11 protein-coding genes are annotated in these 11,903 nt (G+C 65.1%); 6 read left to right on the plus strand and 5 right to left on the minus strand.

What is annotated here, in order from left to right:
* Positions 1-6: 6 nt before the first annotated feature.
* A complete protein-coding gene (locus tag OTER_RS07670; protein ID WP_012374338.1) occupies positions 7-795 on the minus strand; it encodes a TrmH family RNA methyltransferase in 789 nt (262 codons plus the stop codon).
* A gap of 151 nt (positions 796-946) precedes the next feature.
* On the opposite strand from OTER_RS07670, the gene OTER_RS07675 reads away from it, so the two are divergent.
* Positions 947-1,963, plus strand: coding sequence for a Gfo/Idh/MocA family protein (locus OTER_RS07675; RefSeq protein ID WP_012374339.1), 1,017 nt, complete (start codon positions 947-949; stop codon positions 1,961-1,963).
* Between the two features lie 413 nt (positions 1,964-2,376).
* Positions 2,377-3,594 carry a hypothetical protein gene (locus OTER_RS07680; protein ID WP_012374340.1) on the plus strand — a complete coding sequence of 406 codons (1,218 nt, stop codon included), beginning with the start codon at positions 2,377-2,379 and terminating at the stop codon, positions 3,592-3,594.
* A gap of 16 nt (positions 3,595-3,610) precedes the next feature.
* On the opposite strand, the gene OTER_RS07685 is transcribed toward OTER_RS07680, so the two are convergent.
* The gene (locus tag OTER_RS07685; protein WP_012374341.1) at positions 3,611-4,069 is read right to left on the minus strand and encodes a nuclear transport factor 2 family protein; all 459 of its coding nucleotides are present in this window, start codon (positions 4,067-4,069) and stop codon (positions 3,611-3,613) included.
* Between the two features lie 381 nt (positions 4,070-4,450).
* Between OTER_RS07685 and OTER_RS07690 the strand changes: the two genes are divergently transcribed.
* From OTER_RS07690 to OTER_RS25770, 3 genes are all read left to right on the plus strand, one after another.
* Complete coding sequence (locus tag OTER_RS07690; protein WP_044891639.1) at positions 4,451-6,202, plus strand: ABC transporter ATP-binding protein; 1,752 nt, start codon at positions 4,451-4,453, stop codon at positions 6,200-6,202.
* A gap of 480 nt (positions 6,203-6,682) precedes the next feature.
* Complete coding sequence (locus OTER_RS25765) at positions 6,683-7,216, plus strand: hypothetical protein (protein ID WP_148218044.1); 534 nt, start codon at positions 6,683-6,685, stop codon at positions 7,214-7,216.
* A 77-nt stretch (positions 7,217-7,293) separates the two neighbouring features.
* Complete coding sequence (locus OTER_RS25770) at positions 7,294-8,130, plus strand: hypothetical protein (protein WP_148218045.1); 837 nt, start codon at positions 7,294-7,296, stop codon at positions 8,128-8,130.
* 110 nt (positions 8,131-8,240) lie between these two features.
* Here OTER_RS25770 and OTER_RS07710 read toward each other — a convergent pair whose 3' ends face one another.
* The gene (locus tag OTER_RS07710; RefSeq protein WP_012374344.1) at positions 8,241-8,540 is read right to left on the minus strand and encodes a hypothetical protein; all 300 of its coding nucleotides are present in this window, start codon (positions 8,538-8,540) and stop codon (positions 8,241-8,243) included.
* 180 nt (positions 8,541-8,720) lie between these two features.
* Entirely contained in the window at positions 8,721-9,422 is a 702-nt protein-coding gene (lepB, locus tag OTER_RS07715) for a signal peptidase I (protein ID WP_148218046.1), read from the minus strand.
* Between the two features lie 324 nt (positions 9,423-9,746).
* Between lepB and OTER_RS07720 the strand changes: the two genes are divergently transcribed.
* Entirely contained in the window at positions 9,747-11,099 is a 1,353-nt protein-coding gene (locus tag OTER_RS07720; protein WP_012374346.1) for a POT family MFS transporter, read from the plus strand.
* A gap of 78 nt (positions 11,100-11,177) precedes the next feature.
* Here the strand turns inward: OTER_RS07720 and deoC are convergent, their stop codons facing one another.
* On the minus strand, positions 11,178-11,882 hold the full coding sequence (gene deoC / locus OTER_RS07725; protein ID WP_012374347.1) for a deoxyribose-phosphate aldolase: 705 nt from the start codon (positions 11,880-11,882) through the stop codon (positions 11,178-11,180).
* Between the last annotated feature and the right edge of the window lie 21 nt (positions 11,883-11,903).

The following is an 11,903-nucleotide window of genomic DNA, read 5'->3' on the forward strand; positions in this document are numbered from 1 at the left end:
CAACGGTCAGCGTGCGGGCGTCGGCGGCCGCCCACGCGCGCTCCGCAGGTTGTCGCAAACGATTGCGGCGGCGATGGCGGCGTTCAGCGATTCCGCCTGTCCGTAGCGGGGAATGGTGACGCGCCGGCTCACGAGCTCCGCCACCGCCGGCGACAGCCCGCGGCCCTCGCTGCCGATCACGATGACGGCGTCGGCGAGTGGCGGCAGGGCGTGCACGTTTTCGCCGGTGAGATCGCAGCCGAGGACCGGGACGCGCACGCCGGCGAGCGCGGTCGGAAGTTCGACCGAGTGGACTTGGACGCGCGCGAATGAACCCATGCTCGCGTTGATCACCTTCTGGTGAAACACGTCCGCGCAATCCGGCGAGAGGAGCACGCGGTCGAGCGCGAACCAGTCGGCGATGCGCAGCAAGGTGCCGACGTTGCCGGCGTCCTGCACGCCGTCGAGGGCGAGCGTGAGCCCGTGGTTCAGCGCGTCGGGCGGTAGCGGCTGGCGCTGCAGCCGGCCGACCGCGAACACGGAGGACGGCGTGGGGAAATGACTGATCCGCGCCATGTCGGCTGCGTCGAGGCGAACGATGCGCGGACGCGCGTCGCGAAGCGGCGAGGGCGTTGCGTCTTCCGCCGGGCCCGGTCGGTTCCAGGCGTGGGTGGCGAAAATCTCCTCGAACGGGAAGCCCACCGCGAGCAGCTCGGCCACGACTTTTTCGCCCTCGATCACGAACAACCCGAGTGTTTCGCGATGTTTCTTTTCGCGCAGCGAACGCAGGCGCTGGATCTCGGCTTTCGTGAGCATGCGCCCGCAGCCTGACGGGCGGCACCTGCGCGGTCAAAAGCCGATTCGACGACCCGTCAGGCGCGAAACCTGGAGGAACGCCTCGTGTGCCACCGCGGCACGACGCAGGCTGGCTTGCCCTGACGAGGAGAGCGGATGCATCGTCGCTGGCATGGCTGCTTCGTTGAACTGGGGAATCATTGCCACGGGCGGGATCGCACGCGCGTTTGCGCAGGGCGTGGCGCATTCGAAATCGGGCCGCGTCGTTGCGGTCGGCAGCCGGTCGTTGGCGTCGGCGGAGCGGTTTGCGGGCGAGTTCGGTATTCCGCGGGCGCACGGGAACTACGACGCGCTGTTAGCCGATCCGGAGGTGCAGGCCGTGTATGTCGCCACGCCGCATCCGCAGCATGTCGAATGGACCATCAAGGCGGCCGGCGCGGGCAAACACGTGCTCTGCGAAAAGCCGCTGAGCCTGACGCACGCCGAGGCGCTGCCCGCGGTGGAAGCATGCCGGCGGCACGACGTGCTGCTGATGGAGGCGTTCATGTATCGCTGCCATCCGCAGACGGCGAAGATCGTGGAACTCGTGCGCAGCGGCGCGCTCGGCCGGGTCGCGCTGGTGCAAGCGGCGTTCGGCTATGCCGGGCGCTTCGACCCGACCAATCGATTTTGGAACAAGGAACTGGGCGGCGGCGGGATTCTCGATGTCGGCTGCTATCCCGTGTCGTTCGCGCGGCTCATCGCGGGCGCGGCCAGCGGGCGGCCGTTTGCGGAACCGACGGCGGTGTGCGGTGCGGTGCAGCTGCATCCGGAGACGGGCGTCGACACCTGCGCGGCGGCGACGCTGGAGTTCGCCAGCGGGATGATCGCGCAGGTTTCGACCAGCATCGTGGTGACGCAGGACAACTCGGCGCGGATCTACGGCACCGAAGGCTGGCTCCACGTGCCGGACCCCTGGATACCGGCACGGGAAAGCGGACAGGTGCGGCTGCGGCTCCATCGCGGCGCGGAGCCGGTGCCGGAAGAAATCACCGTGGAGACGGGAGACTGGCTGTACGGGCTCGAGGCGGACACGTTTGCGGCGGCGCTGGCGGCGGGCAAACGCGAGGTCCCGGAGATGAGCCCGGCGGACACGCTGGGCAACATGGCGGTGCTCGACGCGTGGCGGGCGTGCGCGGGCGGGAGTTGAAGGCTGTCCAACCACCAGTCTCATCGAGCGCTTCCCTCGTAGGGCCGGCGCTCGCCGCCGGCCGAGAATGCGCGCTCGCTCGGGTCTGAGGCGCGGCTGCCGGCCAGCGGCAGCCCTACGGAGACAGCAATTGGTTTCTGGATAGGCTCTAGACAGAGGCACGAAATCAGCGACACGACGCCGGATTGCGTAGCGGCAGGCGTCTCTGCCTGCCGCGGCTGACGGCGCAGGACCGGCAGGCACGGAGGCCTGCCTCTACCCTCCATGCGGCTACGGACTGCAAATCCACGGGCGGGACGCCCGTGCCACGTGGCATGGGCGTCCCGCCCATGTCAGAAAATGAGACGCGCCATTGCCGGTGGATGATCGGAGGTTGGGCTTTTCAAGGTGAGTGATACCGCTAAGCTGCCGGGATGAAACGCTTCCTGCCCCTCGTGGCGTTGATCACGGCGTTGAGTCTGGTCGCGATGCCGTTGGCGCTGGCGGCGACTGCGTCGGCGGCGCCGGCGAAGAGCGACAAATCCCCCGCCGCGCCGATCGCGGGCGCGCTTTCGACGGTGACGGGCATCGCGATCTCCCCGCTGCTCGGCACCGGAGCCTACGGCGCCTACAAATGGGTGAGCGCGAAGGATGCGGCGGCGCGGAGCGCGCTGCCGTGGTATGCGCAGGTGACGTTCTGGCTGCCCGCGTTGCTGATCGTCGGCGTGTGTGCGGCGAAAGACGCGTTTGGCGCCGTGATCCCGCCCGGATGGAAGAAGCCGCTCGACGTGCTGGAAACGATCGAGAACAAGGCGACCGGGCTCGTGGCGGCGGGTGCGGTGGTGCCGTTCACCATGATGGCGCTTTCCGACATGCTGACGAATTCGCCGGCGGTGGCTGACGCCCACATGGTGCCCACCGGACTGGCGATGCTGCCGCTCGGCACGATCGACCTGAGCTGGCTGCTGAATTTGTTGACCGTGCCGTTCGGGATCGCGGTGTTCGCGATCGTATGGCTCGCCTCGCACGCGATCAACGTGCTGATCCTGTTGAGCCCGTGGGGCGCGATTGACGCCGCGTTGAAAACGGGCCGCACGGCGCTGCTCGGTTTGCTGACCGTGTCGGCGACGCTGAATCCGTGGGTCGGCGCCGGGCTGTCGCTCGTGGTCATCCTCATCGCGTATCTGGTCGCCGGCTGGTCGTTCCGGTTGACGGTGTTCGGTACGGTGTTCTGCTGGGATTTCCTGACGCTGCGGCGGCTGCGGTTCGCGCCGGCGCAGAATAGCAACCTCATGTTCGCGGGCGGCAACCTGCCGGAGGTGCCCGTGCGGACGTATGGCCGGCTGGTGAAGCAGGACGACGGTGGCTGCGAATTCGTTTACCGGCCGTGGCTCTGGCTGCCGCAGCGGACGGCCGTGCTGAAGATGACGGCGACCGAGTTCGCGGTGGGGCGCGGACTGTTCTTCTCCACCATCACCCGCGGCGAGTACGAAACGCTCTTCCTGCTGCCGCCGCGGTATCGCGGCCACGAGGAAACCGTCGCGAGTGCCTATGGCTGGAGCGGCGGTGTGCGGCCCGTCGGCCTGCGCAAGGCGTGGAGCGTCCTGCGCGACCTGTTCGGCGGCGCGGCGGCGCGGACGCAGGTGGTGTGAGCCGGTGCGCCCGGCCTCAGGGTCGGCGCGCAGGTGCGGCGGCAAGTTGCGCGGATTGATAGGCGACGAGCCGCCAGCGGTCGTTCTCCTGTCGCCAGACGGCGAGGAAACGCAGCGTGAACTCGTGCCGCTGACCCTCGGCGCGGGCGGCCAGTCGCGCCCCGCCCTGCATCGCCACGACACCCGGGGCGATCGCCTGCAGCGCGACGTCCTCCGGCGTGAACGACAGATACTGCACCTTGTTGCTCGCGACCGCGCTGATGAACTGCGCCTTGGTCTGCACCCGGCCGTCGGCATGCGCGTAGCGGAGGTCGTCCGAGAGGAGTTCCGCCAGCTTCAGCGTGTCGCCGGCGATCGTCGCCGCGATGCGAGCCCGATCCGCGGCGGTGACCGCGGCAAAGTCGTCGGCTGCAGCGGCGCGCGCCCCACACGCCCAAAAGCAACAGAACAGGAGCAGGCGGACGGTGGTCTTCATCGGTGGCGCAGCGGTGCAGCCAGCGTGCATCGGGAGCGGCGGAGTGCCAATGGGAAATGCAGGGCGCTCCCACCAGAGGCTATCCGACAACCTGTCATGGCAGCCGATTGGCCCGTAGGGCCGGTGCTCGCCGCCGGCCGCGAACCCGTTTGGCACGCACTCGTCGTTTCCGGCTGCCGGCTGCCGGCAAGCGGCAGCCCTACAACGTCCAGCGCGCGGTTTCGGATAACCTCTAGTCGTATCTTCGTCGGGGCGTCGCTCGCGACGCCCGCAGGCGCACCAAGGAGCGCCCCACGCGTCGGAATGCCCCGCTTAGGTGTGCCAGCGTAAATCGGCTGGATGCGCGGCGCGGAACTTGGAAGAGTGCGCGACCTGTCGCGCATGCGCTCCGGCACGTTTCAACGATTTCTCGCTCTTACTCGTCCGCATCGCTGGCGGATCGCGCTCGGCATCGTGCTGATTCTGGCGGCGACCGCGCTGACACTGCCGGCGCCGTGGATCTTCAAGCTGATCATCGACGAGGCGCTGCCGCAGCGGGACTTGTCGCAGCTCGGCTGGCTGCTGGTCGTGTTCACCGCGCTGTTTCTGCTGCGCGGCTGGCTCACGCTGGTCCGCAACCGCGTGCTGCAGTTCAGCGCGATGCGGATTGTCTGCGACCTGCGGATCCAGTTGTTCGCGCACCTGCAGACGCTGTCGCTGCGGTATTTCGATGCGAACCAGACGGGCAAGGTGATCTCCCGGATCACGCAGGACACCAACGAAGTTTACCAGCTGACGAACGGATTTCTCATCACGGTGATTGCGGACTCGGTGACGATCGCCGGCGTGCTCGGATTCTTGTTCTGGGTGGAGTGGCGGCTGGCGCTGGCGGTGACGCTGGTGCTGCCGCTCTTTGTGCTCAGTTACCTCTACAACCGCCGGAAGATGCGCGAGGAAAGCCGGGTGCACCGCGACAACTGGGACAAAGTCGTGGGCTTTCTGCACGAGCGCGTGGCCGCGGCGCGCGTGGTGAAATCGTTCACGCGCGAGGCGGAGGAGACCAGTGCGTTCGCGAGCGGGATCAACGCGGACTATTTCAATTATTCGAACATCGTCATGCGGAACACGCGGCTGTCGGTGATCGCCGACATCCTCGGTTCGCTGGGTGCGCTGATCGTGCTCGGCTACGGCGGACTGCTGGTGGTGCAGGGCGCGATGCAGGTCGGCACGCTGGTCGCGTTCAACGCCTACATCGTTTTCATCTTCCCGCCGATCGTGCGATTCGTGGATCTCGCGGCGGTGTTTCAGCGCGCGAACACCGCGCTGGAGAACATGTGGGCGCTGCTCGACACGCAGCCGGACATCGCCGATCGCCCGGCGGCTTTGGCGCTGCCGCCGATCCGCGGCGAGGTGGAGTTCCGCAAGGTGTGTTTCGATTACGAACTCGAGCTGCCGGGGCAGGGGCGGCCGCGGACGTTGACCGACGTGAGCTTCCATATTCCGGCGGGCCAGGTCGTCGCGATCGTCGGACCGAGCGGTTCGGGCAAGAGCACGATCATCAATCTCGTCGCGCGGTTTTACGACGTCGCGTCGGGACAGGTGTTGATCGACGGCCAGGACGTGCGCGAGGTGACCGTGCCCTCGCTGCGGCGGCAGATCGGAATCGTGCTGCAGGAGAACGTGCTGTTTTCCGGGACGCTCGAGGACAACATCAAGTATGGCCGAACGGAGGCGACGCGCGCGGAGATCCAGGCGGCAGCTGCCGCGGCCAACGCGCACGAGTTCATCTCCGAGCTGCCGGACGGTTACGCCACGGTAGTCGGCGAACGCGGCGTGAAGCTGTCGGGCGGACAGCGGCAGCGGATCGCGATTGCGCGGGCGATCCTGCGCGATCCGCGGATCCTGATCTTCGACGAGGCGACGAGCGCCCTCGACACGGCGTCGGAGCGACTGATCCAGCAGGCGATGGAGCGGCTGATGAAAGGCCGGACGGCGTTCATCATCGCGCACCGGCTCTCGACGATTCAGAACGCGGACGTGATCCTCGTGATGGAGCAGGGCCGGCTCGCCGAGAAAGGCACGCACGCCGAGTTGCTCGCGCGCGGCGGGCTCTACGCGAAACTGCACGCGCTGCAGTTTCAGGAAGCGGGTTGAGCCCTTGGGGGCGCGGGCATCTTGCCCGCTCTGCCGTGGCTGCGTGGGAGCGCGGACAGTCTACCCCGATCTGTCGGGGCCCTCGTCCGCTCAGCCGTGGCTGGTTTGATCGATCCGATCGGCCCACGGAACTACACGGATCACACGGAGTCATGGCCGCAAAGAGGCGCAGAAGGCACAAGACGAACCGAGTTGCCGCTCTACCGAGCGAAACGACATCGGACAACACGCGAATCCTGCCAATGCACCGGAACGCGGGAATGCGGAGATATCTCGAGCAGAAAATCAACAACAGCGGCCTGCCCCATGGCTTGACCCCAGTGGTCCGGCCCGCGTGATGCGTGCCATGTTCTCGTCATGTTGTTGGCGAGTGGTCGATGATAACCGTTTCGGTTATCAACCGGTAAGGCGTTTACCCAGAGTTATAAATAAGCTATCCCTTGTTGTTGACATGGTGCACTTCATCGATATGCCAGGAATATGGCCGACGACCCATTAGCAGAAATCGAAGCCCTCAAGACAGTTTTTACCGCCCTGGATCCTCTTGACAGTCCTGCTCGTCAGCGCGTCCTCCGCTGGATCGCTGCAAAATTCGGTAACGAGATTGCCGATTCGTGTGATCGGGATCGAGGCTCGTCGAGAGTCGAGCAACCGCTGGCCAAAGCTGCAACCGAGGCGGCAGGCCGCGATCTTCCCACGCTTTTTGCGTCGGCGCAGCCAACAACCGAACAAGAAAAGGCGCTTGTGGTAGGGTATTGGGTGCAGGTCGACAACGGAGAACCTGATTTCGATTCGCAAACGGTAAATGGCCATCTCAAGCATCTTGGGCATGGAGTTGGTAACATCACTCGATGTTTCGAGTCGCTGATTGCGAGTCGGCCTCAGTTGGTGATTCAGACGCGCAAGAGCGGAACGACCCAACAGGCACGAAAGCAGTATCGAGTTACCGCGGAAGGAGTCGCACGGGTGAACCAAATGCTTGCCGCTGCGCGAACCCAGGAGGCGGGAGAATAGCTCTCTTGAGTCGGTCAGCTGCAAGCACTGCGGGTGCATTTGTCAGATCGCCGAGTATTGGCGTTCGTCTACAGAGCATGCCTTTTTGGGAGCAGGCGCTTGTTCTTGCCCGACTCGCATCATCTCACTCAGAAGATGGCTCGTTTAATTCGGATCAGTTACGACGGCTGTTCCTCAGTAGCGCGCTCCCCGTGCCGGCCAACGTATCTGATACAATCGCTCAGCTGCGCAACAAGGGGTTCGCAACCCGCGGGAGGGCAGATGGCAGCTCAATTCTTACGCCCGTAGGCCGAGAGGCATCGATCGATGCGATTTCCGACCTGGACCTCAGCGCACTGTGCGCCGAAGGAAAGGTCGGCGGATCGGTTCTTGGGCGTGCACCACATGCTGTCGTTCCAGCGACTCTTGCGCCCGCAAGTTTGATTCCCGGTCTGCGAAGGTTCTTGGCGGAATATCCCTTCGAAAGGAACGTGTTTGGAATGTGCCGTTTTCCGCACGAGCTCGATTCCGCGAAGGAGCCGGACCCAGTCGGCTCTGCCATCGAAATCGCGCGTCGTTGCTGCGAGCTCCATGGATTGGTGTTCCACTTGGCATCCGATCGTGCGATCGATGATGATCTGTGGACCAATGTCGCAGCCCATATGTGGGCTTGCCAGTATGGCATTGCCTTCTTCGAAGACCGCCAAGGGCTCGGTCTGAATTACAACCTCACTATCGAGGTAGGCAGCATGCTGATGACTGGCCGACGATGTGCCTTACTCAAAGATCTCTCAAGTCCGCGGCTCCCGACCGATTTGGTCGGCCGGATCTATAAAAGCGCAAACTTCGATGACACGAAAGCCGTTGCAGCGGCGCTTCACGAATGGATCCGCGATGACTTAGGGCTCGGCACCTGCCCTGAGTGCAATGTGTGACGGTAGCGGGCCGTGCGACTGGGCCAGGCCGCTGTTTGTTGATTCGGAGCGGGTGAAGTGACCGCCGGCGATGGCACCACGGTGATCTCTCCATGAGCGAGTAGCGTTGCTCATTCCGCCCTCGCGCCGCCGTCGTAGCGGGTGGTGTGGCCGGATGCGAGCAGGGCGTTGTTCAAGAAGACGACGGTGCCGGAGGCACCGAGTTGAGAATTGAGCGTTGACCTGTCTTCGCTGCGCTTCGCCGAGACGAGGTGTTGAGATCCGGATTGGGCTCTCAGCTCGAGACTCTCAGCTCTCAGCTTCGTCGCGACGAACACATCGGCCAGATACCGATCGTATTTGTCGGGCGTGATGGTGCTGAAGATCAACGTGCCTCCCGGGCAGACGAGGGGGTCTACGAAGGCTTTCACGGCGCGACCGATCGCGACGCTCGTGAACAGCGCACGGGCAAGATGCCCGTGTCACTTCGGGCCGACTCGGCCTGAATTTCACAAAGCCACTGCACAGAAGATAACGGAGGAAACGAAGTGCGGCCCGAGGAGTCGTCCTCCGTGCTCTTCGTTATCTTCTGTAGGGTGCCTTTTCTCAGCTTACTCCAGCGCTGCGAAGAACCGGTCGAACCGCGGCTGGGCCCAGCGGTTCAGATCGAACGACACGAACACGCCCTTGGCCTCGCCGACGATCTGGGCGCGCGGCACGAAGCCGAAGAAGCGCGAGTCGTGGCTGTTGTCGCGATTGTCACCGAGCATGAAGTAGCGGCCGGCCGGCACCGTGATCGGACCGAAGTTGCGCAGCGCACTCCGGCGGGGCAGGACCATCAGCGCGTGCGAGCGACCGCTCAGATCTTCGCGGGCGAAGAACGCGGCCGCGCGTTCCTGGGCGGCGAGGTGCGAAATCCCCGCGGCGTCGGTCGGAAGCGGCGCGTAGCTCAGCGGGGACCCGTTGAGGTAGAGCCGTTCCGCACGCATTTCGATCATGTCGCCGGGCAGGGCGGCGACGCGTTTGAGCAGCCGCGTGCCGTCTTCGGGTGAAAAGCAGACGACGATGTCGCCGCGCTGCGGTGCTGCCCAAGTGGCGAGGTGGGTCGTGGTGAACGGCACCTTCAGGTCGTAGGCGAGCTTGTTCACGAACACGACGTCGCCCTCCAGCACGGTCGGCTGCATCGAGCCGCTGGGCACGAAGTTGATATCGGCCAGCGCGGACTTGGCGCACAGGATGCCGATCACCGGCAACGCGAGCGGGCGGATCCATTCGGTCCAGAGTGCATGAAGGAAGCGGCTCTTCGGTGTCATGTGCGCACCTTGCCGTGAGTCACCGCGCGCCGCCATTCACTCTGGATCAGCGGCAAATTGCTCGGGCCAGCCGGCCGAAACCCGCCCTCCGCCTCCAGGCTAGTTTCACGTATTACGTGAAACTAGCCTGGGGCGTGGCGGTGCGGTCGACCGCACGGCGCAGCAGGTTGCACCGAGAGCGCGGGCCTCCGGCGCGCGGCCGATCCGGAGCGGGCGAGGACGCCCCGCTTCCGGCGACCCGCCAGCGCGACGTGGGCCTGCCGTCAGTCGCCTTTTCGTTTGGCAACCGGGAGAACTCCGCCTCTTGTTCTGGGCAAAAACGGCATGTCCAAAACCCCTTACCTCACCGCCCCGATCCACACCGACAAGATGCCGCCCGGCATCAAATACATCGTCGGAAACGAGGCCGCCGAACGGTTCAACTTCTACGGAATGCGCGCGATCCTCGTCGTCTACATGACGAAATACCTCGTGGATCGCGAGGGAGCGCTGGCGCCGATGTCGGAAAACGAGGCGAGTGCGGCGTACCATTGGTTTTTGTTCGCGAACTATTTCTTCCCGATGCTGGGCGCCATCGTGGCCGACGCGTTCTGGGGCAAGTATCGCACGATTTTTTGGATCTCGCTGGTGTACTGCCTGGGCAGTGTGGTGCTGGCGATCGATCACACGCGGCTCGGCCTGACGCTCGGCCTGACGCTCATCGCGATCGGCTCCGGCGGCATCAAGCCATGTGTGTCGTCGAATGTCGGCGACCAGTTCGGGCCCGCGAACCAGCACCTGCTCTCAAAGGCGTTCGGCTGGTTCTATTTCTCGATCAACTTCGGCTCGTTCTTCTCGATCCTGCTGATCCCGGTGCTGCTCGAGCGATATGGTCCTTTCCCGGCGTTCGGCGTGCCGGCGGTGTTGATGCTGCTGGCGACGTTCGTTTTCTGGAAAGGCCGGTACAAGTTTGCGCACATCCCGCCGTCGGGCACCGCTTACTTCAAGCAGGTGTTCAATCGCGAGGGCCTTTCCGCGCTCGGCCGGCTTTCGACGGTCTTCGTGTTCATCGCGATCTTCTGGTCGCTGTGGGATCAGAGCGGCGGCGAATGGGTGCTGCAGGCCGAGAAGATGAACCTGCGATTCCTCGGCATCAATTGGCTGGCTTCGCAGGTCCAGGCGGTGAACGCGATCATGGTCCTGGCGTTCATCCCGGTGTTCCAATATCTGATTTACCCGCTGATCAATCGGGTGTGGACGCTGACGCCGCTGCGCAAGATCGGGATGGGGCTGATCGTCGCGGGGCTCTCGTTTATGGTCAGTGCCTGGATCGAGACGCAGATCGCGGCCGGGCTGAAGCCGAGCATCGGCTGGCAGTTGCCGGCGTATGCGTTGCTGACGGCGGCCGAGATCATGGTGTCGATCACCGGGCTCGAGTTCGCCTACACGCAAGCGCCGCGGCACATGAAGGCGATGGTGCAGGCGCTGTATCTGCTCTCGATTTCCGCGGGCAACGCGTTCACGGCGCTCGTGCACGTGTTCATCGAGAATCCGGACGGCACCGTGAAGCTGCACGGCGCGTCCTACTATCTGTTCTTCTCGGCGCTCTCGATCGGCTGCGTGGCGGTGTACGTTTTCGTCGCGAAGGCCTACAAGGAGCGATCCTACCTGCAGGGCGAAGCGGCTGCGACCACCTGACGCGGCGCAACCTAAGTGTAGGCCAGGTCGGCGACCTGGCCGCCCACCTCACCGAGGTGGGCTACAGGGGAAGACGGCTCAGTAGCTGCCGCTCGTCGCCGCGACGGACATGCCGCTGGTCAGCTCCGCAAGGATCGCGGCGGCACTCGAGGTGCCGAGCCGCGTCGCGCCGGCCTCGATCAAGGCGCGAGCATCGGCGAGCGTCTTGATGCCGCCGGCGGCTTTGAGCTGGATCTTGCCCCGGCGCTGGCTGGCCCAGTCGCGGATGTGCTCGACCTTCGCGCCGGCGCTGCCGAAGCCGGTCGACGTCTTGATAAAATCCGCGCCGGCGTCTTCGCAGAGCCGCAGCGCGCCGAGCCGCTGCACGGAATCAAGGTAGCACGTTTCGGCGATCACCTTGATCAGCGCGCCGAGCGCATGCGCGCGGGCCGTAAGCGTGGCGACTTCCGCTGCCACTTCGCTGACGTAACCTTCGCGCAGCGCGGCGTAATTGAGCACGATGTCGACCTCGTTCGCACCCGCGGCGCACACCGCCTCGATCTCCGCGGCCTTGGCCGCCGTGGTGAACCGGCCGCTCGGAAATCCGATCACGGTGCCCACCTTCACGCCCGTGCCGCGAAGCCGTTCGGCCGCCGCCGCCACGCCGGTGGGGTAGAGCATGACCGCGGCGAAATGATGCGTCGCGGCTTCCTCCGCGAGCTTCGCGAGGTCGGCGTCGGTGGCATCAAGCCGGAGATTGGTGGAATCGAAGGTGGCGGCGAGGGCGGCAGGCGTGAGGGTCATGCTTCACGTTTGGCGACGAGG

Origin of the sequence: Opitutus terrae PB90-1, assembly GCF_000019965.1 — a bacterium.
Classification (GTDB): domain Bacteria; phylum Verrucomicrobiota; class Verrucomicrobiia; order Opitutales; family Opitutaceae; genus Opitutus; species Opitutus terrae.

Bases quoted from the DNA above. Each gene is read 5' to 3' on its own strand.
- OTER_RS07670 (WP_012374338.1), bottom strand. From the start codon at position 795: ATGCTCACGAAAGCCGAGATCCAGCGCCTGCGTTCGCTGCGCGAAAAG.
- OTER_RS07675 (WP_012374339.1), top strand. From the start codon at position 947: ATGGCTGCTTCGTTGAACTGGGGAATCATTGCCACGGGCGGGATCGCA.
- OTER_RS07680 (WP_012374340.1), top strand. From the start codon at position 2,377: ATGAAACGCTTCCTGCCCCTCGTGGCGTTGATCACGGCGTTGAGTCTG.
- OTER_RS07685 (WP_012374341.1), bottom strand. From the start codon at position 4,069: ATGAAGACCACCGTCCGCCTGCTCCTGTTCTGTTGCTTTTGGGCGTGT.
- OTER_RS07690 (WP_044891639.1), top strand. From the start codon at position 4,451: ATGCGCTCCGGCACGTTTCAACGATTTCTCGCTCTTACTCGTCCGCAT.
- OTER_RS25765 (WP_148218044.1), top strand. From the start codon at position 6,683: ATGGCCGACGACCCATTAGCAGAAATCGAAGCCCTCAAGACAGTTTTT.
- OTER_RS25770 (WP_148218045.1), top strand. From the start codon at position 7,294: ATGCCTTTTTGGGAGCAGGCGCTTGTTCTTGCCCGACTCGCATCATCT.
- lepB (WP_148218046.1), bottom strand. From the start codon at position 9,422: ATGACACCGAAGAGCCGCTTCCTTCATGCACTCTGGACCGAATGGATC.
- OTER_RS07720 (WP_012374346.1), top strand. From the start codon at position 9,747: ATGTCCAAAACCCCTTACCTCACCGCCCCGATCCACACCGACAAGATG.
- deoC (WP_012374347.1), bottom strand. From the start codon at position 11,882: ATGACCCTCACGCCTGCCGCCCTCGCCGCCACCTTCGATTCCACCAAT.